Below are 25,246 nucleotides of genomic sequence, written 5' to 3'. Positions count from 1 at the left end.
TGCCGAACCGAGAATCACCATCATGAGCGACCAAATCAAGAACGTCAGTGACGCCAGCTTCGATGCCGATGTGTTGAAATCCGGCCAGCCGGTGCTGGTGGACTACTGGGCTGCCTGGTGCGGCCCTTGCAAGATGATTGCCCCGATCCTGGAAGAAGTCGCCACGGAGTACGCTGGCCGCCTGACGATCGCCAAGCTGAATGTCGACGAAAACCAGGGCACCGCCACCAAGTACGGCATCCGCGGCATTCCCACCCTTATGCTCTTTAAAGACGGCCAAGCCGCCGCCACCAAAGTTGGCGCGCTGTCGAAGTCGCAACTGACCGCATTCCTGGACGGCGCGCTGTAAGCCGCGTGCCGTGAACGAAGGCGCCGCCCTCGGGGCGGCGCTCATTCAATACCGCGTGTGCCCGTCCGTGGCGCGCCGCCAGAACTCTCCTTCACTTTCCCCCAAAAATCCACCGCGATGCACCTCAACGAACTGAAGGCGCTGCACGTCTCGCAGCTGCTGGAAATGGCCGCCGGCCTGGAAATCGAGAACGCCAACCGCCTGCGCAAGCAGGAACTGATGTTCGCCATCATGAAACGGCGCGCCAAGCAAGGCGAGCAGATCTTCGGCGACGGCGTCCTGGAAGTCCTGCCCGACGGCTTCGGCTTCCTGCGCTCGCCCGAGACCTCGTATCTGGCCAGCACGGACGACATCTACATCTCGCCCTCGCAGATCCGCCGCTTCAACCTGCACACCGGCGACTCGATCGAAGGCGAAGTGCGTACGCCCAAGGACGGCGAGCGCTATTTCGCCCTGGTGAAGGTGGACAAGGTCAACGGCGTGGCGCCGGAAGCGATCAAGCATCGCATCATGTTCGAAAACCTGACGCCGCTGCACCCGAACCGCAACATCCGCCTGGAACGCGACATCAAGAGCGAGGAAAACCTCACCGGCCGCATTCTCGACGTCTTCGCCCCCATCGGCATGGGCCAGCGCGGCCTGATCGTCGCCAGCCCCAAGTCCGGCAAGACGGTGATGATGCAGCACATCGCGCACGCCATCACCACCAACTATCCCGACGCGGTCATGATCGTCCTGCTGGTGGACGAACGCCCCGAGGAAGTGACCGAAATGCAGCGCACGGTGCGCGGCGAAGTGGTGGCCTCGACCTTCGACGAGCCCGCCACCCGCCACGTGCAGGTCGCGGAAATGGTCATCGAAAAGGCCAAGCGCCTGGTCGAAATGAAGAAGGACGTCGTGATCCTGCTGGACTCGATCACCCGTCTGGCCCGCGCCTACAACACCGTGGTGCCGGCCTCCGGCAAGGTGCTGACCGGCGGCGTGGACGCCAACGCCCTGCAACGCCCCAAGCGCTTCTTCGGCGCGGCCCGCAACCTGGAAGAAGGCGGTTCGCTGACCATCCTGGGTACGGCGCTGATCGAAACCGGCAGCCGCATGGATGAAGTCATCTATGAAGAATTCAAGGGCACCGGCAACTCCGAAGTCCACCTCGAACGCCGCCTGGCCGAAAAGCGCGTCTACCCGTCGATCAACCTGAACAAGTCCGGCACTCGCCGCGAAGAGCTGCTGATCGCTCCGGACCTGCTGCAGAAGGTCTGGGTGCTGCGCAAGTTCATCCACGACATGGACGAAGTCCAGTCCATGGAATTCATCCTGGACAAGATGCGCGCCACCAAGACCAACGCCGAATTCTTCGACATGATGAAGAAGAAGTAAGCCCAGTCGCGGTCCGCGGCGCCTGCGCCGCGGACCCGGCCATGAAAAACGCCCTGGAGCGCTTGCGCCCAGGGCGTTTTTCTTTCATGGATCGGACAGACTGCCTGCGCGGCTCACTGCCCGCCCATGAACTCCTCCAGCGTGCCGGGCTGCGGCGCCGGGCGTGGGGTCTGCTTGTTGCCTGCCGGCTTGCCGGACGCGTCTATCGGCTCGATCTTGGGGTCGTCCCAGCTGCCGGTGACGGCGTATTCCATGGTCATGGCCCGCGCCAGCGGCTGCTTCAGCAGCCACTGCGTCACGAAAGCACCCAGGCCGATCAGCGGATTGACCGCCAGCGCCGTCACCATGGCCGCCCCGCTGGCGTCCAGGTTCGGAATCACCACGGCCTTCATGTCCCAGCGTTCGCGGATGATGTTGACGCCGCCCGCCAGCACGATGGCCGCCACCGGCCCGTTGATCTTATAGCCCTCGGTCGACGCCGTGCCGTCGGCCAGCTTGACCTTGCCGCGGATGGTGTCGAAGGGGAAGCCGTCGCGCAGCAGATTGGTGGGGTTCACATCCAGCCGCGCCAGCCGCTGCAGCGACTGCAGGGACAGCAGCTCCAACAGTCGCGCGGTGCGCGAGTTGACGTGCATGAAACGGCCCTTGTCCAGACTGACGTCGACCTCGCCCGTCAGGTCTTCGACCTTGTGGGTCCAGGGCAGATTGCACCAGGTGGCCTTGCCCTGCATCGTGCCCTTTCCGCCCGAGACCACTTTCTCGAGGCCGATGCGGTCCAGGAACTTGCCTACGTCTTCGAACTTGACCGAGGCGTCCACGGTCAGGCCGCGGCCCTGGCCTTCCAGGTTCCAGTTGCCGGTGGCGTTGAGCGAGGCCGCGTCGTTGACGATGGACAGCTTGTCCAGGCGCCATTGGCGGCCGCGCTGCAGGTTCGTGCCCTGCACCTGGAGTTCGCCCACATTCTTGCCGTACAGCAGGAATTCCTTGGCCTGCAGGTCGATCGCCGGGATGTCGGACAGGTCGTTACCAGAGGACAGCGCCTCGTCGGCTTTGTTGGTGTCGCCCTCGCCGCCCAGCGACAGGTGCTTCAGGCGCGCGGTGATCTGGCCGGCGATGGCGCCCGAAGCCTCGCGCCATTCAAGCGAACCCGTGGCCTGTTTGGATTGCAGATCCACGCGCCATTGCGCGGGTCCCGGCCGGGTCGCGTACAGCGTCAGGTCGTTCAGGGTAAAGCCGCCGGTCCGCAAGACGCCGGCCGCCAGGCTGATGCGTTCGGCCGCAGGCAGCATGGGCTTGGGCGCGGCACGGCCCTTGGCCGCAGGCGCACTGAAGCCGTCGGACACTTTTTCCCAGGCGTCCATGTCCAGTTCGGGCAGGCTCGCGTTCAGGCTGAATCCGCGTTCCGGCAGGCTTGCCGGACGATTGATGCCCAGCGCGCCGCGCGCGAAATAGGATTGCGCCCCTTCGGACGGCGCCCGTTCGAACAACGCGTTGACGCCATCGCCCAGGCTGGCGGTGAGCCAGCGCCGGTTCTGCGCCCCACGGTCCTGCGCGGGCGACCATTGCACTTTGAGCAACTGCGAGGCCTGGGCGGCCTTGCCCACCGGAGCGGGCATGTCGATCGCCATGCCCATCAGATCGGATTCGACGGAGATGTCCACCGCGCCGCCGCGCTGATAGCCCACCTTGCCCTTGTAGGCCGCCTTGCCCGAAAAGCGCGACATGGACGGCGTGTTGCTCAATTGGGTCAGCGCCGGCCCGGCCAGCGTGCCCTCGAAGCGCAGGGCGTCCGTGCTCTGCGCCAGGCGTCCGTATATCCGCGCCGGGCCGCCCAGGAACTGGGCCCTCAGATCCTTGGCCTCGACACCCGTCTCCGAGAACGCCAGGTCGCCGTGCATCTGGCTGAGCAGCGGCATCTCCGGCATGAAGGTGAAGGAGTTGCCCGCGAACAGGATGTTCCCCTGGACCTGGGTGTCATCGGTGTTCAACAGCGGCACCTTGAGCTTGAGCCCCACCCGCCAGTCGCCGGTGCCGCGCGCCTCGTCCAGCGCGCCATCCAGCAGCTCGCCCAAGGGCGAGTTGGCGGCCAGCGCCAGATAGGCCGGCACGGCGCCGGACGTCTCGCCGGTCAGCAGCAGTTCGGAGTTCTCTTCCATGTTGGGAATGGTTGCGGAAACCGCCCCGAGCGTTACGGTATTCCCCGGCCCGGTATGCGCGACCGCGCCGCCCGCGCTGTCCAGCGCCAGGCTGACCTTGTCGATGCGGAAATTGCCGGACAGGTTCTCCAGCATCGGCCAGCCCTTGCGCCGTTCGCGCGCAGGCGCGTAATCGACCTTGGCGCCGCTGAATGCGCCGGCGATCACAAATTCGCCCTGAGCCCCAGGCGCGCCAAAAGGAAACTCGTCGAGATCGCCCTTGAGCGTGATGGAGGCGGATTGCATTTCGCCCGCGGGCAAGCCGATAGCCAGCCATTCGCGCGCATCGGCGTTGACCTCCAGCGGCAGATAGCGATGGATGGCGGACATGGAGCCGCGCGCCATCACGCCGTGCATGTCGACGCTGCCCGCCGCGGTCTTGCCCTCGGGGCGCCACTGTCCTTGCACGCGCACGTCGAGGTCGTCGTTGACCAGTTGCAGCTGGCCTATGTCCACGAACCAATGCTTGGCGTCCGGCCCCTTGACGGAGGCATCCAGCGCCACGTCGCGCACCGCCAGCGTGGGTTGCTCGAAGACGCCGGGCAAGGACAGCGTCAAGTGCTCGGCCTTGCCGCTGACCGACACCGCCGGGGCGCCAGGGCTGCGCGCCAGCGGCACGCTCTCCAGTTGCATGAAGTCGCCCGGCAAGCCCTGGACGCGGGCCTGGACATAGCCGGCCTTGAAACCGGGCGCCGCGGCCCCTTGCGCCGTCTCGGTCCATTGCAGGCCGCGCACGGCAGCGTCCGAGGTCAGGTCAGTGAACTTGCCACGCTCCAGCTGCAGCCATGCCCGCCCGCTCAGGCGGCCCGCTACCGCCGGGACCTCGAACCACGGCTGCCACGCCAGCGGTTCGGCGTCGTCCAGCTGGACATACAGCTGGCCGCCCCAATTACCGGGATTCGCCGCGTTCACCGAAAACAGGCTGCGGTTGAATTCGCCGCGCAGCTCGACATTGCGCGCCAACGCGTCGCCCGCTGCGGCCTTGAGCACGAAGCGATGCGACAAGCTGCCGTTGCGCGCCAGGAAGTCGACGCCCGTCAGGGTCAGCTCCGGCGCGCGGCGCAACTCATCCTGCCAGCGTATGGTCGCGCCGCGGATGCGCAGCTCGCGCTGCGCGCCCAGCCAGCGCAGGGCCGGATGGTCCAGGTCGGAACGCTGATCGCCGCTATTGAGATCGATGTCCTGGCCCGCGACCCACAGGTGATTGGCGGGATCGCGCCGCAAAAGGAGTTCGGGCCGGTCGAGCTGCAGCCGCAGCAGCTTGGGCGACAGGACCAGGATGCTGCGCCAGGCCAGCACCGCCGAAACGGAAGGCAAGGACAGCACGGGGTCCACCTCGTCGTCGTAGACTTGGACGGAGGTGAGATCGAGTTTGGGGTTCAGGCCGTGCCAGTTCGCCTGGATGGAGCCGATGGTCACTCGGGAGCCCAACGCCTTGCTGGCGTAGGCTTCGATCTGGGGACGCCATTGGTCCACGCGGGGCAGGACCCAATAGCGCACGCCCAACAGTCCGAGAGCCACGACGCCATAGACGGTCAGTACGGCCCAGAACACCCAACAGAGCACTTTTTTTGAAACAGACACGGATCGGTGGGCAGGAGAAGAGGTCTTGCAGTATCGTCCCCACTTATACCTGAAACGCGCCCATTGCGCCGCCCCTTTCGCCATGTCCACGCCCTCTACGCTTGCCCCCGCCCTTGCCTGGTCCGGCCATCTGCGCCGCCGCCTGGATGCCCACCCGGATCTGGCCGCCTGGCTGAACGATGCCGTGCGCGAACCCGTCACGCCCGCGCAGATCGCGCGCTGGCAGGCAGAGCTGGCCGGACCCCAGGCAGGCGACACGCTGCCGGTGGACGCCTGCCGCATGGTGCTGCGCAAGCTGCGCGAACGGGTCTTCAACACGCTCATCGTGCGCGACCTGACCGGCCAGGCCGATCTGGAAGAAGTCGTGGGCGCCATGACCACGCTGGCCGACACCGCGGTGGCCTCGGCCTATCGCAGCGTGGCGGCGGACCTCGCCGCCGTGCATGGCGTGCCGCGCGACCCGGCCACCGGCCTGCCCCAGGAAATGCTGATCGTGGGCATGGGCAAGCTGGGCGGCTGCGAACTGAATGTCTCGTCCGACATCGACCTGATCATGCTGTACGGCGAAGAAGGCGAAACCGACGGCCCGCGCCGCATCAGCCATCACGAGTTCTACGGCCGCCTGACGCGGCGCATGATGCCGGTACTGTCCGAAGTCGACGCCAACGGCCAGGTGTTCCGCACCGACCTGCGCCTGCGCCCCGACGGCGACGCCGGTCCCCTGGCCTGGAGCCTGGACGCGTTGGAGCACTACCTGATCGGCCAGGGCCGCGAGTGGGAACGCTACGCCTGGCTCAAGGCCCGGCTGATCCCGGCCCAGGCCTTCGAAGGCAGCGACAGCGCCGCCCAGGCTCGCCAGCTGGAAAGCCTGCGCGTGCCCTTCGTCTACCGCAAGTATTTCGACTTCGATGCGCTCTCGGCCCTGCGCGCGCTGCGGGAACGCATCCGCCAGGACTGGCAGCGGCGCGCCAGCGCGCGCAACGGCATCGACAGCGCCAACAATATCAAGCTGGGCGACGGCGGCATCCGCGAAATCGAATTCGTGGTGCAGCTTGCCCAGCTGATCCGCGGCGGCCGCATGCCCGCGCTGCAAAAGCGCGGCCTGCTGGAAGCGCTGCACGCGGAAAGCGCCGCCGGCCTGGTGCCCGAGGAAGACGCGCGCCGGCTCGAAGAGGCCTACCGCTACCTGCGCCGCACCGAGCACGCCCTGCAATACCGCGAGGACGCCCAGACCCATCTGCTGCCGGGCGACCCCGAACAGCGCGCCGCCCTGGCCGCGGCGCTGGGCATGAGTCCCGCGGACTTCGAAAGCACGCTCACCGCGCACCGCCAATTCGTCTCGCAGACCTTCCGCAACGTATTCCGGCTGGTCGGCATGGGTGACGCCGAAGTGCCGGCGCCCGCGCCCGGCGTTGCCGACCCCGGGTCCGGCCCGGACGAGCCAGACAGCAGTTGCGAACTGGCCGAACAGATCAGCCAGGCCTTCGGCGACGACGCGCAGGACCTGTTGCGCCGTACCGAAACCCTGCTGGGCAGCCACCGCGTGCGCAGCCTGCCCGAGAGCAGCCGCAAGCGCATGGACGCGCTGCTGCCGGCCGCCCTGCGAGCGGCCCTGCAGACCCCTGCGCCGCTGCAAGCCACGGTGCGGCTGTTCGACCTGATCGAGAAAATCGCCCAGCGCAGCGCCTACCTGGCCCTGCTGGCCGAATACCCCGACACTCTGGCGCGCGTGGCGCGCATGGTCGCCGCCAGCCCCTGGGCCGCGCAATACCTGACCCAGCACCCCCTGCTGCTGGACAGCCTGATCGACTGGCGCACCCTGTTCGAACCGCTCGACTTCGGCCAGATCGCGCGCCAGCTGACCGCCGATCTGGACGCCTGCCGGCTGCCCGACGGCGACCCGGACATCGAGCGCCAGATGAACCTGATGCGCGACATGCAGCGCCAGGCCAGCTTCCAATTGCTGGCGCAGGACCTGGAAGGCGAACTCACCGTGGAAAAGCTGGCCGACCAGCTGTCCGCGCTGGCCGACCTGCTGCTGACCGAAACCATCCGCCGCACCTGGCCGCTGGTCAACAAGGCCGAGGGCGCCGAACCGCGCTTCGCCGTCATCGCCTACGGCAAGCTGGGCGGCAAGGAACTGGGCTATGCCTCGGACCTGGACCTGGTGTTCCTGTTCGACGACCCGCGCGACGACGCCGCCGAGGTCTACGCCAAGCTGGGCCGGCGCATGACATCGTGGCTCTCGACCATGACCTCGTCCGGCCGCCTGTACGAAGTCGACCTGCGCCTGCGGCCGGACGGCGACGCCGGCCTGCTGGCGGTGTCCGTGGAAGCTTTCGAGCAGTACCAGCACAAGCACGCCTGGGCCTGGGAGCACCAGGCGCTGACCCGCGCCCGCTACGCCTCGGGCGACGCCAGCGTCGGCGCGCGCTTCGAGCAGATCCGCGAGGACATCCTGGTGCTGCCGCGCGACGCCGCCAAGCTGCGCGAGGAAGTGCTGGCGATGCGCGAAAAAATCAACGCAGGCCACCCCAACAGCAGCCCGCTGTTCGACCTGAAGCACGATCGCGGCGGCATGGTCGACGTGGAGTTCGTCACGCAATACCTGGTGCTCTGCCACTCGGGCACGCATCCGGTGCTGGTGCGCAACCTGGGCAATATCGCCCTGCTGCGCCTGTCCGGCGAGGCCGGCCTGATTGCTCCCGAGCTGGCCGCGCGCGCCGGCGACGCCTACCGCACCCTGCGCCGCATCCAGCACCAGATGCGCCTGCAAGGCGTGGAAAAGGCGCGGGTGCCGCAGGACCAGTTGCTGGAGGAGCGCGCTGCCGTGCGCGAACTCTGGGACGCGGTGCTGGGCTGAAAGCATGGGGGGGACGGGGCGCCCCCCTTCAGCGGCAACTCAGCGTAAAATAAGGGGTTTTCCGCCTTATTTGTTTCCTGCAAGCCATGTCCGAACTCGTGCGCCCCAAACTCGACCTGCCCGCCGGCCGCCGCAAGGTGCTGATGCACTCGTGCTGCGCGCCCTGTTCCGGCGAAGTCATGGAAGCGATGACCGCCTCAGGCATCGATTACGCCATCTACTTCTACAACCCGAACATCCACCCGGTCAAAGAGTACGAAATCCGCAAGCAGGAGAACATCCGCTTCGCCGAGCAGCACGGCATTGAATTCATCGACGCCGACTACGACATGGACAACTGGTTCGACCGCGTCAAGGGCATGGAAAACGCGCCCGAACGCGGCGAACGCTGCACGGCCTGCTTCGACATGCGCTTCGAACGCACGGCGCTCTACGCGCACGAGCATGGCTTTGACACCATCACCAGCTCGCTGGGCATTTCGCGCTGGAAGGACATGAACCAGATCAACGGTTGCGGCGAACGCGCCGCGGCGCGCTACGACGATCTGATCTACTGGACCTACAACTGGCGCAAGGGCGGCGGCTCGGCCCGCATGATCGAAATCAGCAAGCGCGAAAACTTCTACCAGCAGGAGTATTGCGGCTGCGTCTATTCGCTGCGCGACACCAACCGCCATCGCCGCTCGCAGGGCCGCGAACGCATCCACATCGGCGTGAAGTTCTACGGCAAGGAAGACCTGATCAACGAGGAACAGCTCTGATCAGGACGGGCGCCCATGGCGCCGGTACTCCGACGGCGACACGCCGAAACGCTTGCGGAACGCGTGGCTGAAACGCGCCGCATCTGAGAACCCGAATCTGTAGGCGATGTCGCCGATCGGCCGCGCGGCCTGAACGGGGTCGCACAGCGTATCGCAGCAACGCTCGAGCCGCGCGCTGAGGATGAAGTCGGCCGGGGTCGTGGAAGCCTGCGCGAACAGGTTGTAGAGATAGCGGCGCGACATCCGGAAGGCCGCGGCAGCTGTCGCCGGCGACAGCGCCGGATCATGCAGGTTTTCAAGCATGTGCTGCTGCACCCGGCGCAATTGCGCCTGGCGCAGTTCGGCCTGGTCGTGTTCGGCCTGCCCCCCTGCCCGCTCGCTGATATCCAGCCCCATCATCTGCAGCACCGCATTGGCGGCATCGCGCGAGGCGCTTTCAGACAGATGCGCGTGCTCGGTCAGCGCCACGCGCAACAAGTCCATCGCCATGCGCCCGCAACCCTGGCGCGCGCTGAAGCTGCGCGCCACGGCATTCTGCATGAAAGACTGCCAGGCCTCGAAATGCTTGCCGGGCACCTGCATGACCAGGAAGTGCGCGCCATCGTCGACGTCGACTTCGTACGGCCGGGTGGTGTCGTAGATGCTCCATTCGCCCGGCACCAGCAAGGCGCTGCGCCCCGACTGGCGGATCTCGCTGCGGCCCGCGAGCTGCAGCGTCACCTTGTAGCCGGACGACTCGGAACGGTTGGCCAGCAGCTTGCTGCGACGCACGCGCTGGGCGCTGCTGCGCAACTCGCAGACCTGCATCCAGCCCAGCGAATCCACCGCCACGCTGTTGCGGAAACGGGCCGGAAACACCGCGGACACTTCCAGGGGAACGAAGGTATCGCTGACATTTTCCTGCCAGCTTGCGCAGTCCAGGAAGTGCCTGGGCTCGCTGCGCAGAAGGGATGGGGACATGGCGACTCCGGCGTCTCGAAACGGCGTGCCTGTTTGCCTGGGACGGCCTGCCTGGCGACACAGCTACAGCGTTGAATGGAATGCTGCCTCTTTCTAGCATCGGTCGGCGCCAGGGAGTATCGGTGACAACCCCTAAGTGCCTGTTCCTCTAAGGTTTTCTGTCGCTGCCATAGGAATAGTCGGCCAATTGGAAACCGAGTTGCGACAGCGCCTGAGCCAGGCCATGACGCACCGGCACCACGTCCTCGTAGCGGCGCGGCCGGACCTGCGCGACTTCCTGTTCCGTGTACGGCCGGAAATCCTGCGGCAACTGCGCCGCGCTGAATTCCTGCACCACCCAGTTCAGCACGGCCGCGAGCTCGGCGTCGCTGAGCTGCGATTGCGCGGCGCCCGGCACGCGGACCAGGTAGTCGCGGCCCTGCGGCAGATGCACGAACGCGCCCACGGAATTGCGGAAATCAGGAATGCCATGGCGGCCGCTGCCGCGGCCGTCCACGCGATGGCAGCCCGCGCATTGCAGCACGTAGTCGGCGCGGACAGCCGCGCGCAGCCTGTCGGCCGCGGCGCCGCCAGCGGCCGCCTGCTCTGCGGCCGCCGCCCCGCCCACGCAAAGCAGGACGGCGGCGCACAACCCGCGCCACCCGTGCCGCGGCGGTCGCCTTTCCGGCCTCATGATTTTGGCTTCGGCTTGGCCAGACCCACGATCACCGAAGTCGTGCAGTGGAAGATGGAGGACTCGTTGGACATGCACCAGTTCACATCGTTATGCAGGAACATCTGATAGCCCGGCCGCTCGCGCTCGGCGGACGCGCACATGCATTTGCCGCAAGCAGCCTTGCCGCAGCAATCGTTATAGCTGATCAGGTAGTCCTTGCCGTCCAAGGGATTGTGGCAGGTGCCGACCCACGACACGGCCGAAGGCGAGGTGCCTGGCGGGCAGGACGTCATGCTGCCCCCGCAGCATGAACACAGAAAGCCGTCCACCGCGCAATAGCGCCAGTAGTCGCACGCCGTGTCGTCCATCTGCGGCTTCTTGGGGTCCGTGGGCGCGGACCGCGCCACCGGCAGCACCGGCATGAGGAATGCCGTTCCGACCAGCGCCCGGCCGATGCGGTTGAGCACGCTGCGCCGGGAAGTGGTGTGCGCAACCGAGCGCGCGGCGCGCTCCGCGAGTTTATCCAGCCATTGCATTGCCGCTCTCCTTGCGGGAAATCCGGGTTTCTTCCAGCGTGCCGGCGGCCAGGAACTCCTGCACCGAAGCCACGCCCAGCTCCTTCGCGGTGAACAGGCTTTCGAGCTGTTCGCGCGAGTTGATCAGGCCCTTGGCGCGCAGGGTTCCGGTTTCATCGATCAGCACGGCATAGGGCAGCTTGCTGATCTGGAACTTCATGCCCAGCTCGGTCGACAGCAAATACGGGAAACGCTCCAGGCCCGCCTGCTTGTAGAACGCCAGGTGCTCGGGCATTTCGCCGTCGCTGGCCAGCACGATGCGCAGCCAGGCGCTTTCCGTGCTGGCCACCGACTTGAGGATCGGCAGCAGCTTCTTGCAAACCGGGCAGGTCGGGGAAAGAAAGAACAGCAGCTGGCTGTGCTGGCCGCGTTCGCCCACGACGATACGGCGGCCCAGCAGATCCGGCAGCTCGAAGCGCGGCGCAGGCTCGCCCACGCCAGGGCCCTTGTCCATCGTCAGCGCCCCCATCGGCGCCACGCGCTCGTACAGCACGCCGATCTGCCGCGACAGCGCCAGGATGACCAGCACCAGGCAGAGCACCACGCCCCACAGCAGGAAATTGGAAATGATCAAGGCATCCATGTGAGTTTCCTTCAGAGATTGCGCAACTTGAGATGGGAGGCCAACAGGTGATTGGCGGTGAAGTACAGGCCCACGGCAGCCATGGCCAGGCCGAAGACGGCGGCGGAGTCGGCCCACTGCAGGCCACGCGATTGGCCCGCCGCGGCGATCAGCGCGGGCGCAGCCCACAGCGCCAGCAACGCGTTGCGCAGCACCAGCCACCACGACAGCCCGCCACGTTGCGCGCCGCGTCCCGGCCCGCTGGCGGCGGGACCGCCGCAACCGCAGTCGATGTCGCGATGGCCGCGCAGCAGGTTGAAGGCCAGCGCCAGCGTCGCAGCCGCCAACACCAGCAGCGCCAGTTGCGCGCCCGCCGCCTGTCGCGCCGGGGCCAGCAGCAAGGCGCCGGCCAGCGCTTCGCTCAGCACGAAGAGCCACGCGAACGCGCCGCTCCACCCCGCCGGCAGGATGCGGTAGGCCGACACGATGGCGGTGAAGCCTGCAATGTCCTTCAGCTTTTCCAGCGCCCCCAGGAGCAGCACGCAAGCCAGCGCCGCGCTCGCGGCATACAGCAGCACGGGATCGTTCATCGCGCACCTCGCGGTTGCGGTTCGACCTGCAGCGCGGTTTCGCCGGCCGCCTGGATCGTGCCCTTGAGGACCGGCGCGGCCGGCGCGGCGTCGTAGACGTTCACGTTGCCGCCGTCGATCGTGTACAGACGCGGCTGGTCGTCCTGCGAAACCGACATCGACAAGGCATTCTGGCCCGGCACCCGCGCCACCCGCTGGTGCGTGGCCAGGTCGTAGACCCAGATCTCGGCGGCCGGCGTCTTGTGCGAACCTTCGGCCCCGTTGGGATGCATGCCCACATACAGCCGCTTGGCGGCCTTGTTGATGGCCAGCAGGTTGTAGCCGCCAGGGCGCCAGCCCTGGTCCTTGCCCGCAGCGTCCAGCAGGGACCAGGGCTTGCCGAACGCGGCTTCCTTGCCGCTGAAATCGGCGCTGTAGACATTGCCGTTGTAGGACACGAAGTAGTAGGTATCGCCCAGGTTCTCGGTGTGCGTGAAGATGGGATCCTTCTCGGGGTCGAACATGGGCTGGCTGCGCTGCTGCCCGGCTGGCTTGCCGGCCGGGTCCAGGTCCACGGTAAGCAGCGCGCCGTCGCCGCAGATGCTGGCGAAGCTGCGCGGGCGCGAAGGCAGCACGATGATGCTCCAGCAGCCTGCGGCCGCGGTGACCTCGTCCGCGAACTGGCGCGTCTGCAGGTTCACCACCGTGACCGAGGACGCGGGCGTGGCGTTCTGCACGAACAGCAGCGCCCCGTCCGTGCTCTGCTGCAGATAGTTGCGGTAGTTCAGCGCCTGCGCGCGCTTCTGCGGGATCGGCACCTCGTACTTGGGCGTGAGCGTTTCGGCGTCCCAAGCCTCCACCACGTCGGTGCGCTTGCCGCGGTTCAAGCGCTCGTAGTAGGTCGTCATGACGTAGATGTCCTTGCCGTCCGCGGACACGGTCATGTGGCCGTTGAACGACGCGGGCACCATGCCCAGGAACTTCATGGAGTCGCCGTCGTAGATGTTGACCCGGCTGTCGACCAGGTGGTTGAAGACGGCATCCATCACGTACAGCCTGTGCGGCGTGGCCGGCGGCAGGCGGGTGCCGCCCTTGAGCTCTTCCACGGGCAGGTCCGCCCGGGCTAGGCCCGCCGACGCCGCCAGGGCGGCGCACAGCGCCCACCGTCCGGCCCGCGATGCGCATGATCTGGCGCTAGGCGCGTTCATCGATATTCTCCTGGTCTCATGGTCCGGTTCTCCTAGAACGCATAGACGTAGCGCAACTGCACGCCACGCATCCGCGGTCCGTTCTCGACCTTCAGGTCGTGGATGTACTGCATCTGAATCTGGTTGGCGTCGTTGATCTGATGCGTCAGTTCGACGGCCAGCTGATGATTGCGCGCCCGCGTGGCGACGGTCTCGCCGGACGAGGTTTCCTTGCCGCCTGTCTCGTAGCGGTAACGGATGCCGGTGTAGGTGTCCGGCGTCAGGTTGGTCGAGGCCAGCGCGAAGAAGCGGAACGAGGGGTCCTTCTTCAGCGTCTGCCCATACCAGTCCGTATTGCGGCCGTAGATCTCCACTTCGGCGATGGCTTCGAGATAGGTGGATTCGCCGAAGCCCTGCACGAAAGCGAAATCCTGGATGGTGGACCAGCGGTTCTTGCCTGGAGACACGTCGGGACGCGAACCGTCGTATCGGCCCACCGGCGCCACCACAAAGGGTTCCCAGGCGAACCAGGTCTTGGTCTGCTCATTGTTGTACAGCCAGATGGCCGACCCGAGCGTCAGGTCGCCGATACCCGTCTGGTGGTCGCCGGGCGCGCCCGGCAGGTCCAGCGAGGTCCGATACATCGGCACGATGAATTCGAGCTGCATCGTCTTGCCGTAGAAGTCGCGATAGTGCATCTGGCGATACACCAGCGCATTCACGTCGACGGACGCGCCGTCCACCCGCTGCCCCTCGGAGTACAAGCCCGAGGATCGCAGTCCCGCCAGATACCCGGCGATGATATTGGTGCCCACCGGCGCGGGTATCCAATCCCGCGCGCTGGGGTCTCCCGCCCATGCCGTCTGCGACGCTGCCGCGCACGCGAGCAACAGCACGGCCCGCCTGCGGGCCAGGCTACCTGTCCCTGCCATGTCTTCCCCTTGGTGTCATGAAGGCGCGGCCACCGGTATTTCCCGGCTTGGGCCGAGCGCTCATCGTTCTAGTAAGCGATGCAAACGGACTTCCGTTCCAGGTACATTTCCAGCACGGCGCGGCCGTGCTCGCGGCCGATGCCGGACTGCTTGAATCCGCCGAAAGGCATGTTGGGATCCAGCATGTTGTGCGTGTTCACCCAGACGGTGCCGGCGTCGATGCGCGGGATCAGGCTTTGCACGCGGGAGAGATCGTTGCTCCAGAGGCTGGCGCCCAGGCCGTAGGCGCTGTCATTGGCCAGCCGCACCGCATCGTCCAACGTGTCGAAGGGCTGCGCCACCACCACGGGTCCGAAGATCTCCTCGCGGACGATGCGCGCCCCCGGCGGCACGTCCGCAAAAACGGTGGGCTGCACGAAGTAGCCCGAACCGCTGCCGCTACCCCCGCCCGCCAGCACCCGTCCGCCTTCGCTGCGTCCGAGGCCGATGTAATCCATGACGCGCTTCTGGTGGCGGGCCGACACCAGCGGGCCGACCTGCGTGGCCGGATCGAATCCGGAACCCAGCTTCATGCCGGCGGCCAGATCCGCCAGCCCCTGGACGACCTTGGGATACAGGCCCTTCTGCACATACAGGCGCGAGCCCGCCGTGCAGACCTGCCCCTGGTTGAAGAAAATGGCGGCGGCGGCACCCTGCACCGCGCGGTCGACGTCGCAGTCGTCCAGCACGATCACGGGGGACTTGCCGCCCAGCTCCAGCGAGACCCGCTTCATGTCGTCCATCGCGGCGCGCCCGATCAGCTTGCCGACTTCGGTCGAACCGGTGAACGCGATCTTGTCCACGCCAGGATGCGCGACCAGCGCGGCGCCGGCAGTCTCGCCCCGGCCGGTCACGACGTTGACGACGCCGGACGGGAAGCCCGCCTCCAGCACCAGCTCGGCCAGGCGCAGCGCCGTCAGCGGCGTTTCCTCGGCGGGCTTGAGCACGACGGTGCAGCCCGCGGCCAAGGCGGGCGCGATCTTCCAGATCGCCATCAACAGCGGAAAATTCCACGGAATGATCGCGGCCACCACGCCCACCGCCTGCGGCAAGGTATAGGCGCTGTACCGCACGCCCGGAGGAAACGGTATGGACAGCGACAAGGTGTCGCCCGTGATCTTGGTCGCCCACCCCGCCATGTAGCGCAGCCACTGTGCGCCCGAGCCGACTTCCAGGCCCTGCGCCACGCCCAGCAGCTTGCCGTTGTTCAGGGTTTCCAGGCGGGCCAGTTCGGTGCCGTGCTGCTCGATCAGGTCGGCCAGTTTCAGTAACAGGCGTTCGCGCCCGGCGGGCAGCATGTCGCGCCAGGGACCGGATTCGAAGGCGCGCCTGGCGGCCTGCACCGCCAGGTCCACCTGCCGCGGCCCGGCGTCGGGCTGATGGGCGATGACTGCGCCCGTGGCCGGATCATGCACGGCGATGGGCGCGCCTTGTCCTTCGCGCACCGGCTTGCCATCGATGAGCATGGCTTCCCGGATGGCGGCCAGTTCCGGGCGGTCAGATCCGGCGTGGCCGGCGGCGCTTGCGCTTGCTGAAGACATTCGAAGCTCCAACGAAATGGTTGAAGCCAGGATAGCAACGGCCTTCCCGGAAGGCTTGTCGGACCGTGCATGGCGATTTGTCATTCTGCGCACGGCGCAAAAAAAGGCCCGGCAATGCGCGCCGCGCGGTGCCAGGCCTGGCGCGGCGCCCCTTTGGGGCCCGCGCACCGCGGACGTCGGATCAGTCCAGCATCAGCACCGTGGCGCCGGTGGTCTTGCGCGCGGCCAGCGCGGTCTGGGCTTCGCCGGCCTGCTCCAGCGAGTAGCGCTGGTCGATGCGGACCTTGATCTTCTTCTTCAGAACCAGGTCGAACAGCTCCTCGGAGGCGGCCTGCAGCTTGGCCAGCGTGTTCACGTGCAGGCCCAGCGACGGGCGCGTCACGTACAGGCAGCCCTTCTGGTTCAGCGTCGCCAGGTTGACGCCCGACACGGGGCCGGACGCGTTGCCGAAGCTCACCATCAGGCCGCGCGGCTCGATGCAGTCCAGCGAGGTTTCCCAGGTGTCCTTGCCCACGCCGTCGTACACCACCGGCACCTTCTTGCCGCCGGTCAGCTCGAGCACGCGTTCGGCCACGTTCTCGCGCGAGTAGTCGATGGTTTCCCAGGCGCCGTTGGCGCGGGCCAGCTCGGCCTTCTCGGGGCTGGAGACGGTGCCGATCAGCTTCACGCCCAGGGCCTTGGCCCATTGGCATGCAATCAGGCCCACGCCGCCCGCAGCCGCGTGGAACAGGATGGTCTCGCCGCCTTGCAGGCGGTAGGTCTGGCGGAACAGGTATTGCACCGTCAGGCCCTTGAGCATCAGGGCTGCGGCTTCGTCAAAGCCGATGCCCTTGGGCACCTTGACGACCTGCGCCGCCGGCACATTGCGCGCCTTGGCGTAGGCGCCGATGGGGCTCTGGCCGTAGGCGACGCGGTCGCCCTTTTTCAGATGCGTGACGTCGGCGCCGACGGCGGTCACGACGCCCGCGCCCTCGAAGCCCAGGCCATGCGGCAGCGCGTGGGGATACAAGCCCGTGCGGTAATAGATATCGATGAAGTTCAGGCCGGCGGCGTGCTGCTCGATCGTGACTTCATTGGCGGCGGGCGGAGGCACTTCCACCTCGACCAGCTTCAGGACTTCAGGACCACCGTGCTGCTCGATACGAATTGCCTTGACGAGATTGCTGGCCATGCTGGCCTCCTTTCATTGGAAAAAATGCTAACGAGAGCCTGTCTGCGGCCCCTGAACGAGAAAAACCAGATTCAACGCGATGGCCGGGCCTCGTCCTGCCTGACGGACGCCAGCCTGCCGGCCCCGCCCCCCATCAGCACGAATACCCCTGCCAGCACCAACGCGGTCCCCGCCATCTGCCACACCGTGATGGGCTCTTGCAGGAACCACGACGCCAGAAACAGCACCGATACCGGCCCGATCATGCCCAGCAGCGACGCGGTGGGCGCGCCGATCAGCGCCACCGCCCACATCAGCATGAACACCGGCACCACGGTATTCAGCGTGGCGTGGATCACCGAATACCCGTAGACCCCGGCAGGCTGGATCAGCATGGACGGGGGATGCACGGCAAAGAACTGGATGATGCAGGCCACGCAGGACACCAGCATGGCATACGCCACCAGGCGCGTCGCGCCCAAGCGCTTGACCAGTTCCCCCGAACAGATCAGGTACACAGAATAGCTTGCGGCCGACCCGAAAACGAACAAAGACCCTAACAGCACCTCGCTACCGCCGAAGGACAGGTCGTGGGCGAACACCAGCACCACCCCGGCATAGGACAGCGCCATGGCCATCCACTGGCGGCGCTCGACCGGGCGTTTGAACCAGAACGCCGACAACAGCACCACCAGCGAGGGCGACAGGAACAGGATCAGGCGCTCCAGGCTGGCTGTGATATAGCGCAGCCCCAGAAAGTCCAGGAAGCTGGACAGGTAATAGCCCAGCAGGCCCAGCACGCAGACCTGCGCGCGCTCCTTCCAGGTCATCACGGGGATTTCGCCGCGCGCCGCGCGGCGCGACTGATACCAGGCCACCGCCGCGAAGAACGGCATGGCGAATAGCATGCGGAAAGCAATGAGGGTGACCGCGTCGATGCCATAGCGGTAGGTGAACTTCACCACGATGGCCTTGGCCGAGAACAGGACTGCGCCCAGGGTTGCCAGGAAAAAGCCGGCAGTGCGGTTGGAAAGGCGGAAGGGCGGCGAAAGCTTGGCAAGGCGATTCATGCGATGATTTTAAGTTCAGTGCAAAAACACCGCACGCCTTTACCCACGCTTTCTTCGCCATACGCCTGCCTCACGCATGACCCGACACCGCGCCCTCACCTACATCCACGTTGCCGCCGTGCTTTTCGGCCTGACCGGCGTGTTCGGCGAATTGATCCAGGCCAGCGCCGCCGTGATCACGCTGGGCCGGGCCGTCTTTGCGGTGCTCGCGCTGGGGCTGTTCGCGCGCATGCGCCGCAAGCCGCTGCTGGGCGCCCTGACGCCCGCGCAGCTGTTCGTGCTGGTGGTATCCGGCGCCCTGCTTGCGGGTCACTGGGTCACCTTCTTCATCGCCGTGAAAGTCGGCGGCATCGCCATCGCCACGCTGGGTTTCGCCAGTTTCCCCGCCTTCATCACATTGTTCGAGGGGTTGCTCTTCCGGGAACGCATCCGCCCGACCGAATGGTTGCTGCTGGGCCTGGTGACTGCAGGCCTGGTTCTGGTCACCCCCGCGTTCGACCTGGCCGACCAGGGCACCATCGGTCTGGCCTGGGGCCTGTTGTCGGGCCTGAGCTTCGCCCTGCTGGCGCTGAGCAACCGCCGTTCGGCCTCGGGCATGGACCCGATGCAGGTAGCCTGCTGGCAGAACCTGATCGTGGCGCTGGTAATGCTGCCCTTCGCCGTGTCCCAGTTGCCCGCGCTGCCTGCGCTGGACTGGTTCTGGCTGGCGCTGCTGGGCGTCTTCTGCACGGGCTTATCCCACTATCTGTTCGTCTCCAGCCTGACGCGGCTGAACGCGCGCAGCGCCGGACTGGTCATCGCGCTGGAGCCCGTCTACGCGATCGCGTTCGCCTGGGCGCTGTTCAGCCAGGAACCCACGCCGCGCATGATGGCGGGCGCCGCCCTGATCGTGGCCGCCATCGTCTGGTCGGGCCTGCGCAAGCAGGCGCCCGCCGCACAGCCGGACCCTGCGGTGAAAACACAGCCTTGACAATAACTGACTAGGCAGTAAAATTCGGCGCATATGACTGCTGCGCCTCCCCCTTCCTCGTCCGACGGCCCCGTCCATTACCGTGCAGACGCCAGCTGCGTGATGGATGAAAACGCCGGCTTCCTGATCAAGCTGGTCTCCAATTCCCTGAACCGGATGCTGGACCAGGAAATGGCCCCGCTGGAGCTCACCGCGATGCAATGGCGTCCCGTGCTGCTGGTGTTCCAGGGCCGCGCCGATACGCCCGCGGAACTCGCCAGGCTCACCGGCATGGACACGGGCGCCATGACCCGCGCATTGGACCGGCTGGAAGCCAAGGGCCTGCTGCGCCGCAACCGGTGCCAGACGGACCGCCGGGTCGTCAAGATCGAACTCACCGAGATCGGCGAGGCCAAGGCGCGCGCGATCCCGCCCAATATTGCGCGAGTACTGAATTACCACCTGCGCGGGTTTTCCAGCGACGAAGTCGCGCAGCTCAAGCACCTGCTGCGCCGGATGATCGCCAACGGCTCTGCCTCGTCAGCACCTCCAAACCGCTAAGGGCCGCCAGCGAACCCCGGCTTTCGGGGTTTTATTTGGCATAATGATTGCCTAGGCAAATACAGATCAATCAATTACTTTCAGCAAACAGTCAGGATGAAACGCCTTCTTACTACCGTATTGGTGCTGGCCCTGAGCGGTTGCGCATTGATGGAATCCGGCTCCGAGCCCGTGGCCGCGCTGGACGGCGCCAAGCTGGGGCTCACCAGCCAGGACACCGTCTGGCCTGAAACCCAATGGTGGCAGCGCTACGGCGATCCGCAGCTCAATGCCTTGCTGGACGAGGGCTTGGCCAACAACCCCTCGATGAGCGCGGCGCAAGCCCGCCTGGCCAAGGCCAATGCCGCGGTCGGCATCGCACGCGCCCCGCTGCTGCCCCGGGTGGACGCCAACTACACGCTGACCCGCGAACACCTATCCAAGGATTACATCTACCCCGCTCCCATGGGCGGCTCGGTCGTGAGCGACAACCGCCTGGCGCTGGACTTCAGCTATGAGCTGGACTTCTGGGGCAAGAACCGCTCGCGCCTGCAAGCGGCCGTATCGCAGCAAGCCGCCGCCGCGGCCGACGCGCAGGCGGCGCGCAATCTGCTGGCCGGCGCCCTGGTCCGCGCCTACCTGAACCTGCAGAACGCTTTCGCCCAGCGCGACGTGCTCAACCGCGTGCTGGCCCAGCGCGCCGAGGTGCTGTCGCTGACCCAGGGCCGCTACACTGCCGGGCTGGACACCCAAGTGGAAGTCAAACAGGCGGAATCGTCGCTGGCCGCCGGCAAGGTCGAACTAACCCAGACCGACACCACGCTGGCGCAGCTGCGCAATCAGGTCGCCGCGCTGGCCGGGGCCGGTCCGCAGCGCGGGCAATCCTTGCAGCCGGTGGCGCTGACGGCGCCCGCCGGCGGCGTGCCCGCCAACGTGCCGCTGGACCTGCTGGGCCACCGCCCCGACGTCACCGCCGCGAAATGGCGCGCCGAAGCCGCCCGCCACGCCATCGACAGCGCCCGCGCCGAGTTCTACCCCAATGTGAACCTGGCGGCGTTCGTCGGCTTCCAGGCCATGGGCACCGGCAACCTGCTGGGCGCGGATGCCCGCATGGCCGGTTTCGGCCCGGCGGTCACGCTGCCGATCTTCCACGGCGGCGAATTGAACGCCAACCTGGCGGGCCGGCGCGCCGACGCCGACCTCGCGGTGTCGGACTACAACCAGACCGTGCTGGACGCCGTGCACCAGGTGGCCGACGCGCTCGACGGTCTGCGCCTGCTGGACCAGGAAAAGGCCCAGCAGCGTCAGGCCCGCGAAGCCATCGACGCTGCCTATGACCTGGCCGTCAAGCGCTACAAGGCCGGCATGGGCAACTACATCTCCGTGCTCATCGCGCAGACCGGCGTGCTGACCCAGGCGCGGCTGGACACCGATCTGCGTATCCGCGCCTATCAGCTGGACGCCAGTCTCGCCAACGCGCTGGGCGGCGGCTACGCCCCCGCGGCCGAGCCGGCCCCCGCCACGAACTCCACCCATTGAACGTTCCCCGGACTCAGACGTCATGACCGCAGCCACACCCGCCGCCAACCCCGCCCGCAAACGCCTGCTGCTGCTGGCCACCGGGGCCTTCATACTCATCGCGATCGCCTACGGCATCTGGTGGGCGCTGTTCGGCGCCCACTTCGAGAGCACCGACGACGCCTACGTGCACGGCAACCTGGTGCAGATCACGCCGCAAGTGCCCGGCACGGTCGTGGCCATCGAGGCCGATGACACCGAAACCGTGGCCGCAGGCCAGCCGCTGGTGCGCCTGGATCCCGCCGACACCGACGTGGCCTTGCAGCAGGCCCAGGCCAAGCTGGCGCAAACGGTGCGCCAGGTGCGCACCATCTACGTCCAGAACGACGCCCTGGCCGCCGACGTCGACCTGCGCAACGCCGACATCCTGCGCGCCCAGGCCGAGCTGACCCGCGCGCAAAGCGACGTCAACCGCCGCCAGCAGCTGGCCAAGTCCGGCGGCGTCAGCGGCGAAGAGATCCTGCACGCCGAAGCCGCGCTGAAGTCCGCCCAGTCCGGCCTGGCGCAAGCGCGCGCGGCGCTGGCAGCTTCCCGCGCCAAGCTGGCCACCAACCAGGCCCTGACCCAGGGCACCACGGTCGCCAACCACCCCGACGTGCAGCAGGCCGCCGCCGGCCTGCGCAACGCCTGGCTGGCGCAGTCGCGCACCGTACTGCCCGCTCCGGTGGGCGGCGTGGTGGCCCGGCGCAGTGTGCAGGTCGGCCAGCGCGTCGCGCCCGGCTCGGCCCTGATGACGGTGGTGCCGCTGGACCAGGTGTGGGTCGAAGCCAACTTCAAGGAAGGCCAGCTGCGCAAGATGCGCATCGGCCAGCCGGCCAAGATGGTGGCCGACCTGTACGGCAGCGCGGTCACCTACCACGGCACCATCGCGGGCCTGGACGCCGGCACGGGCAGCGCCTTCGCGCTGCTGCCCGCCCAGAACGCCACCGGCAACTGGATCAAGGTGGTGCAGCGCGTGCCGGTGCGCATCGCGCTGGACCCCGAGGACCTGAAGAAGCACCCGCTGCGCGTGGGTCTGTCTATGGACGTGGAAGTCGACGTGGGCAAGCAGGAAGGCGAACCGCTGACGCAGGCCGAACGCAAGGAACCGGCCTGGTCGACGCGCGCCTTCGAGCCGGCCCATGATGAAGTCGACGCCATGATCAGCAAGATCATCGAGGCCAACCTCGCATCATGAGCGCCGCCAAGCAGCCTGCCGCCGCGCCGGCGCCCCCGCCAGGCTCCCACCCGCCGCTGGAAGGCGCGACCCGCATCATCGGGTCCATCGCGCTGTCCACGGCGGTGTTCATGAACGTGCTGGACACCTCGATCGCGAATGTGTCCATCCCCACCATCTCGGGCGACCTGGGCGTCAGCACCAGCCAGGGCACCTGGGTCATCACTTCGTTTGCCGTGGCCAACGCGATCACGGTGCCGCTGACGGGCTGGCTCACGCAACGCTTCGGACAGGTGCGGCTGTTTCTGGTTTCCACGCTGCTGTTCGTGCTGGCGTCGTGGCTGTGCGGCTTTGCGCCCTCGCTGGAAGCGCTGATCGCGTTCCGCGTGCTGCAAGGCGCGGTCGCCGGTCCCATGATTCCGCTGTCGCAAGCGTTGATGCTGGCGAGCTTCCCCAAGTCCAAGGCGGGCATGGCGCTGGCGGTCTGGTCCATGACCACGCTGGTCGCGCCCGTCGCCGGGCCGCTGCTGGGCGGCTGGATCTCCGACAACTACACCTGGCCGTGGATCTTCTACATCAACGTGCCGGTGGGCCTGCTGGCCGCCTGGATCAGCTGGCGCATCTATGGCGACCGCGAATCGGTCACGCGCAAGCTGCCGATCGACAAGGTCGGCCTGGCGCTGCTGGTGTTGTGGGTAGGCGCGCTGCAGATCATGCTGGACAAGGGCAAGGAGCTGGACTGGTTCGCCAGCGGCACCATCATCGCGCTGGCCGCGACCGCCTTCGTCGCCTTCGTCTTCTTCCTGATCTGGGAACTGACCGACGCCCACCCCGTGGTGGATCTGCGCCTGTTCAAGATCCGCAATTTCACGGTCGGCGCGCTGACGCTGGCGGTGGCCTACGGCGTCTTCTTCGGCAACGTGGTGCTGCTGCCGCTCTGGCTGCAAAGCAACATGGGCTACACCGCGACTTACGCGGGGTTGGTGACCGCGCCGGTGGGCCTGCTGGCGATCCTGCTGACGCCCATCGTCGGCAAGATGCTGGCCACGCGCGATCCGCGGCAAATCGCGACGGTGGCGTTCCTGATCTTCGCGCTGGTGTGCTTCATGCGTTCCGGATTCAACACCCAGACCGATGTCCGCACGCTGATGGTGCCGACCATCATCCAGGGCGCGGCCATGGCGACGTTCTTCGTGCCGCTTACCTCGATCACGCTGTCCAGCATCGAGCCGTGGCGCATCCCCGCGGCCTCGGGCCTGTCGAACTTCCTGCGCCTGACCGCGGGCGCGTTCGGCACATCCATCGCCACCACGCTGTGGGAAAACCGCGCAACCATGCATCACGCGCAGCTCACCGAAGTCGCCAAGCCCGGCCAGCAGGCGTTTGACCAGACCATGGCGACGCTGCAGAACGGGCTGGGCGTGACGCATCAGCAAGCGCTGACGATGGTGGACGGACTGATCAATGCGCAAGCCTTCACCATGTCAGCGGTGGACGTGTTCTATGCCTCCGCGATCATCTTCCTGGCCCTGACCGGCCTGGTGTGGTTCGCCCGTCCCCGGTCGGCCAAGGCGGGCGGCGGCGGCGCGGCCGAAGCGGCCGCAGGCGCCCACTAGGGCGCAGCGCCTGGTCCCGGATCGCGTTGCGTCCAGGACCAGGCGATACCTTCCCCTATTCCTTCAACAAGACCTGCCAGTCGGCGCGCTCGATGACGTCGGCCGGCAAGGCGCTGATGGGCGACAGGTTGAACACCGAGATGCCGCGCGCGCGCCATTGCGCTGCCGCGAAGCGGAACGATGGCTCGATAAGTTGCGCGAACTTGCGCGCCAGCCTGCTGGACTGCGGCGTCTGCCCTTCATTGTAGAAGCGCAAGCCGTTCTGCAGCGTCAGATCCAGCCCATGCGTGTAGACCTTGCGTGCGCCGCTGGATACCAGCACCTGCAAGGCGGCATAGGCCACGGTATCGGCGTCGAACACGCCCAGTTCCACATTGAAGCTGAATCCCATGCCCCTTTTCGCGTCCAGCAGTTGCACGTCGGGCGAGGCTGCCGCCATGCGCTGCAGCACGGCCGGCGCGGAAATGCGTTGGTAGGCGCGTTCGGCGATCAGTTCGATGATGCAGATGCGGCAGCGGATCGACTCCTGCGGCAGCCCCTGCATGATGTAGCGCAGGACCTCGGGCAAGACGTACAGGGTCAGGTCGCGCGACACGATCTCGCGCACCAGATCGATACGCTGGCGCACGAAGTTCTGGTCGATGATGCAGTAATACTTGAACGGCAGATCGAACTTGCGCGCCAGCATGATGGCGCCGTTCACGCCCATCGCCGTACGGATATTCAGCCGGTCGTAGGGTATCTGAGTAACCGACGGTCCGCTCAGGATCAGATGAATTTCCTCGTCGGCAGCATCGTAGCCTTGGGCTAGCGGCGTGACTGGCTGCGACCGGCCAAAGGCGCGAAAGCCGCAAATGACGCCCGATCGATCCCTCCAGATGCGCACGAACGGCCACAGATGTTGATTGTGCCGCTGCGTGCGCGACCGGAGTACGCGGAACAGCTTGCGCGCAAACCGGTCGGCCCTTCCACCGCCCACGGGGGCGGAGGAAGGGGAAAAAACGGAATCGTCCATGGACTAGTCTGTGAGCCTAGCCA

Annotated in this window: 21 protein-coding genes; 9 read left to right on the top strand and 12 right to left on the bottom strand. The window is 66.8% G+C overall.

The window, feature by feature from the left end; genetic code table 11:
* Window positions 1–22 precede the first annotated feature (22 nt).
* Both trxA and rho read left to right on the top strand, forming a co-directional pair.
* Entirely contained in the window at window positions 23–349 is a 327-nt protein-coding gene (gene trxA / locus ACM1PE_RS06150; RefSeq protein WP_006218534.1) for a thioredoxin TrxA, read from the top strand.
* A 117-nt stretch (window positions 350–466) separates the two neighbouring features.
* The gene (rho, locus tag ACM1PE_RS06145) at window positions 467–1,726 is read left to right on the top strand and encodes a transcription termination factor Rho (RefSeq protein WP_054458721.1); all 1,260 of its coding nucleotides are present in this window, start codon (window positions 467–469) and stop codon (window positions 1,724–1,726) included.
* Window positions 1,727–1,839: 113 nt separating this feature from the next.
* Here rho and ACM1PE_RS06140 read toward each other — a convergent pair whose 3' ends face one another.
* Window positions 1,840–5,475, bottom strand: a complete 3,636-nt coding sequence (locus ACM1PE_RS06140) for a YhdP family protein (protein ID WP_419342687.1) — start codon at window positions 5,473–5,475, stop codon at window positions 1,840–1,842.
* Between the two features lie 112 nt (window positions 5,476–5,587).
* On the opposite strand from ACM1PE_RS06140, the gene glnE reads away from it, so the two are divergent.
* Both glnE and ACM1PE_RS06130 read left to right on the top strand, forming a co-directional pair.
* Window positions 5,588–8,368 carry a bifunctional [glutamate--ammonia ligase]-adenylyl-L-tyrosine phosphorylase/[glutamate--ammonia-ligase] adenylyltransferase gene (gene glnE / locus ACM1PE_RS06135; RefSeq protein WP_419343816.1) on the top strand — a complete coding sequence of 927 codons (2,781 nt, stop codon included), beginning with the start codon at window positions 5,588–5,590 and terminating at the stop codon, window positions 8,366–8,368.
* Window positions 8,369–8,454: 86 nt separating this feature from the next.
* The gene (locus tag ACM1PE_RS06130) at window positions 8,455–9,129 is read left to right on the top strand and encodes an epoxyqueuosine reductase QueH (RefSeq protein ID WP_054458727.1); all 675 of its coding nucleotides are present in this window, start codon (window positions 8,455–8,457) and stop codon (window positions 9,127–9,129) included.
* On the opposite strand, the gene ACM1PE_RS06125 is transcribed toward ACM1PE_RS06130, so the two are convergent.
* The 10 genes from ACM1PE_RS06125 to ACM1PE_RS06080 all read right to left on the bottom strand — a co-directional run bounded on the left by ACM1PE_RS06125 (window position 9,130) and on the right by ACM1PE_RS06080 (window position 18,369).
* The gene (locus tag ACM1PE_RS06125; protein WP_251877070.1) at window positions 9,130–10,089 is read right to left on the bottom strand and encodes a helix-turn-helix domain-containing protein; all 960 of its coding nucleotides are present in this window, start codon (window positions 10,087–10,089) and stop codon (window positions 9,130–9,132) included.
* A gap of 148 nt (window positions 10,090–10,237) precedes the next feature.
* Window positions 10,238–10,720, bottom strand: a complete 483-nt coding sequence (locus ACM1PE_RS06120; protein ID WP_419342686.1) for a c-type cytochrome — start codon at window positions 10,718–10,720, stop codon at window positions 10,238–10,240.
* Window positions 10,721–10,758: 38 nt separating this feature from the next.
* Window positions 10,759–11,280 carry a methylamine dehydrogenase light chain gene (locus ACM1PE_RS06115; protein ID WP_419342685.1) on the bottom strand — a complete coding sequence of 174 codons (522 nt, stop codon included), beginning with the start codon at window positions 11,278–11,280 and terminating at the stop codon, window positions 10,759–10,761.
* Window positions 11,264–11,902 carry a methylamine dehydrogenase accessory protein MauD gene (gene mauD, locus ACM1PE_RS06110; RefSeq protein ID WP_059378898.1) on the bottom strand — a complete coding sequence of 213 codons (639 nt, stop codon included), beginning with the start codon at window positions 11,900–11,902 and terminating at the stop codon, window positions 11,264–11,266. Before mauD ends, ACM1PE_RS06115 begins: the two co-directional genes overlap by 17 nt.
* An 11-nt stretch (window positions 11,903–11,913) precedes the next feature.
* A complete protein-coding gene (locus ACM1PE_RS06105) occupies window positions 11,914–12,471 on the bottom strand; it encodes a MauE/DoxX family redox-associated membrane protein (RefSeq protein ID WP_280016801.1) in 558 nt (185 codons plus the stop codon).
* Window positions 12,468–13,658: an amine dehydrogenase large subunit gene (locus tag ACM1PE_RS06100; protein ID WP_251877076.1), complete on the bottom strand. Its 1,191-nt coding sequence runs from the start codon at window positions 13,656–13,658 to the stop codon at window positions 12,468–12,470. Before ACM1PE_RS06100 ends, ACM1PE_RS06105 begins: the two co-directional genes overlap by 4 nt.
* 32 nt (window positions 13,659–13,690) lie before the next feature.
* The gene (locus ACM1PE_RS06095) at window positions 13,691–14,569 is read right to left on the bottom strand and encodes a transporter (RefSeq protein WP_059378892.1); all 879 of its coding nucleotides are present in this window, start codon (window positions 14,567–14,569) and stop codon (window positions 13,691–13,693) included.
* 68 nt (window positions 14,570–14,637) lie between these two features.
* Window positions 14,638–16,149 (bottom strand): phenylacetaldehyde dehydrogenase StyD, encoded by a 1,512-nt coding sequence (styD, locus tag ACM1PE_RS06090; RefSeq protein WP_059378890.1) that lies wholly within the window; start codon window positions 16,147–16,149, stop codon window positions 14,638–14,640.
* Between the two features lie 181 nt (window positions 16,150–16,330).
* Window positions 16,331–17,320 carry a quinone oxidoreductase family protein gene (locus ACM1PE_RS06085; RefSeq protein ID WP_059378888.1) on the bottom strand — a complete coding sequence of 330 codons (990 nt, stop codon included), beginning with the start codon at window positions 17,318–17,320 and terminating at the stop codon, window positions 16,331–16,333.
* A gap of 71 nt (window positions 17,321–17,391) precedes the next feature.
* A complete protein-coding gene (locus ACM1PE_RS06080; protein WP_419342684.1) occupies window positions 17,392–18,369 on the bottom strand; it encodes a DMT family transporter in 978 nt (325 codons plus the stop codon).
* Window positions 18,370–18,445: 76 nt separating this feature from the next.
* Here ACM1PE_RS06080 and ACM1PE_RS06075 point away from each other — a divergent pair, with 76 nt between their 5' ends.
* From ACM1PE_RS06075 to ACM1PE_RS06055, 5 genes are all read left to right on the top strand, one after another.
* Window positions 18,446–19,339 (top strand): DMT family transporter, encoded by an 894-nt coding sequence (locus ACM1PE_RS06075; RefSeq protein WP_059378881.1) that lies wholly within the window; start codon window positions 18,446–18,448, stop codon window positions 19,337–19,339.
* Window positions 19,340–19,372: 33 nt separating this feature from the next.
* Complete coding sequence (locus ACM1PE_RS06070; protein ID WP_059378879.1) at window positions 19,373–19,879, top strand: MarR family transcriptional regulator; 507 nt, start codon at window positions 19,373–19,375, stop codon at window positions 19,877–19,879.
* Window positions 19,880–19,975: 96 nt separating this feature from the next.
* Window positions 19,976–21,397 carry an efflux transporter outer membrane subunit gene (locus tag ACM1PE_RS06065; protein WP_059378877.1) on the top strand — a complete coding sequence of 474 codons (1,422 nt, stop codon included), beginning with the start codon at window positions 19,976–19,978 and terminating at the stop codon, window positions 21,395–21,397.
* A 22-nt stretch (window positions 21,398–21,419) separates the two neighbouring features.
* Window positions 21,420–22,613, top strand: a complete 1,194-nt coding sequence (locus tag ACM1PE_RS06060) for an efflux RND transporter periplasmic adaptor subunit (RefSeq protein ID WP_118933612.1) — start codon at window positions 21,420–21,422, stop codon at window positions 22,611–22,613.
* Window positions 22,610–24,208, top strand: a complete 1,599-nt coding sequence (locus tag ACM1PE_RS06055) for a DHA2 family efflux MFS transporter permease subunit (protein WP_118933613.1) — start codon at window positions 22,610–22,612, stop codon at window positions 24,206–24,208. The genes ACM1PE_RS06060 and ACM1PE_RS06055 overlap by 4 nt, the downstream gene beginning before the upstream one ends.
* A 55-nt stretch (window positions 24,209–24,263) precedes the next feature.
* Here ACM1PE_RS06055 and ACM1PE_RS06050 read toward each other — a convergent pair whose 3' ends face one another.
* Window positions 24,264–25,223, bottom strand: coding sequence for a hypothetical protein (locus ACM1PE_RS06050; RefSeq protein ID WP_059378873.1), 960 nt, complete (start codon window positions 25,221–25,223; stop codon window positions 24,264–24,266).
* Between the last annotated feature and the right edge of the window lie 23 nt (window positions 25,224–25,246).

Source organism: Achromobacter sp. PD1, assembly GCF_048541815.1.
In the GTDB taxonomy this organism is placed as follows: domain Bacteria; phylum Pseudomonadota; class Gammaproteobacteria; order Burkholderiales; family Burkholderiaceae_B; genus Achromobacter; species Achromobacter bronchisepticus_A.
This window is presented reverse-complemented; position numbering and strand designations above follow the sequence as displayed.

Bases quoted from the DNA above. Each gene is read 5' to 3' on its own strand.
- trxA (WP_006218534.1), top strand. From the start codon at position 23: ATGAGCGACCAAATCAAGAACGTCAGTGACGCCAGCTTCGATGCCGAT.
- rho (WP_054458721.1), top strand. From the start codon at position 467: ATGCACCTCAACGAACTGAAGGCGCTGCACGTCTCGCAGCTGCTGGAA.
- glnE (WP_419343816.1), top strand. From the start codon at position 5,588: ATGTCCACGCCCTCTACGCTTGCCCCCGCCCTTGCCTGGTCCGGCCAT.
- ACM1PE_RS06130 (WP_054458727.1), top strand. From the start codon at position 8,455: ATGTCCGAACTCGTGCGCCCCAAACTCGACCTGCCCGCCGGCCGCCGC.
- ACM1PE_RS06125 (WP_251877070.1), bottom strand. From the start codon at position 10,089: ATGTCCCCATCCCTTCTGCGCAGCGAGCCCAGGCACTTCCTGGACTGC.
- ACM1PE_RS06115 (WP_419342685.1), bottom strand. From the start codon at position 11,280: ATGCAATGGCTGGATAAACTCGCGGAGCGCGCCGCGCGCTCGGTTGCG.
- mauD (WP_059378898.1), bottom strand. From the start codon at position 11,902: ATGGATGCCTTGATCATTTCCAATTTCCTGCTGTGGGGCGTGGTGCTC.
- ACM1PE_RS06105 (WP_280016801.1), bottom strand. From the start codon at position 12,471: ATGAACGATCCCGTGCTGCTGTATGCCGCGAGCGCGGCGCTGGCTTGC.
- ACM1PE_RS06100 (WP_251877076.1), bottom strand. From the start codon at position 13,658: ATGAACGCGCCTAGCGCCAGATCATGCGCATCGCGGGCCGGACGGTGG.
- ACM1PE_RS06095 (WP_059378892.1), bottom strand. From the start codon at position 14,569: ATGGCAGGGACAGGTAGCCTGGCCCGCAGGCGGGCCGTGCTGTTGCTC.
- styD (WP_059378890.1), bottom strand. From the start codon at position 16,149: ATGTCTTCAGCAAGCGCAAGCGCCGCCGGCCACGCCGGATCTGACCGC.
- ACM1PE_RS06085 (WP_059378888.1), bottom strand. From the start codon at position 17,320: ATGGCCAGCAATCTCGTCAAGGCAATTCGTATCGAGCAGCACGGTGGT.
- ACM1PE_RS06080 (WP_419342684.1), bottom strand. From the start codon at position 18,369: ATGAATCGCCTTGCCAAGCTTTCGCCGCCCTTCCGCCTTTCCAACCGC.
- ACM1PE_RS06075 (WP_059378881.1), top strand. From the start codon at position 18,446: ATGACCCGACACCGCGCCCTCACCTACATCCACGTTGCCGCCGTGCTT.
- ACM1PE_RS06070 (WP_059378879.1), top strand. From the start codon at position 19,373: ATGACTGCTGCGCCTCCCCCTTCCTCGTCCGACGGCCCCGTCCATTAC.
- ACM1PE_RS06065 (WP_059378877.1), top strand. From the start codon at position 19,976: ATGAAACGCCTTCTTACTACCGTATTGGTGCTGGCCCTGAGCGGTTGC.
- ACM1PE_RS06060 (WP_118933612.1), top strand. From the start codon at position 21,420: ATGACCGCAGCCACACCCGCCGCCAACCCCGCCCGCAAACGCCTGCTG.
- ACM1PE_RS06055 (WP_118933613.1), top strand. From the start codon at position 22,610: ATGAGCGCCGCCAAGCAGCCTGCCGCCGCGCCGGCGCCCCCGCCAGGC.
- ACM1PE_RS06050 (WP_059378873.1), bottom strand. From the start codon at position 25,223: ATGGACGATTCCGTTTTTTCCCCTTCCTCCGCCCCCGTGGGCGGTGGA.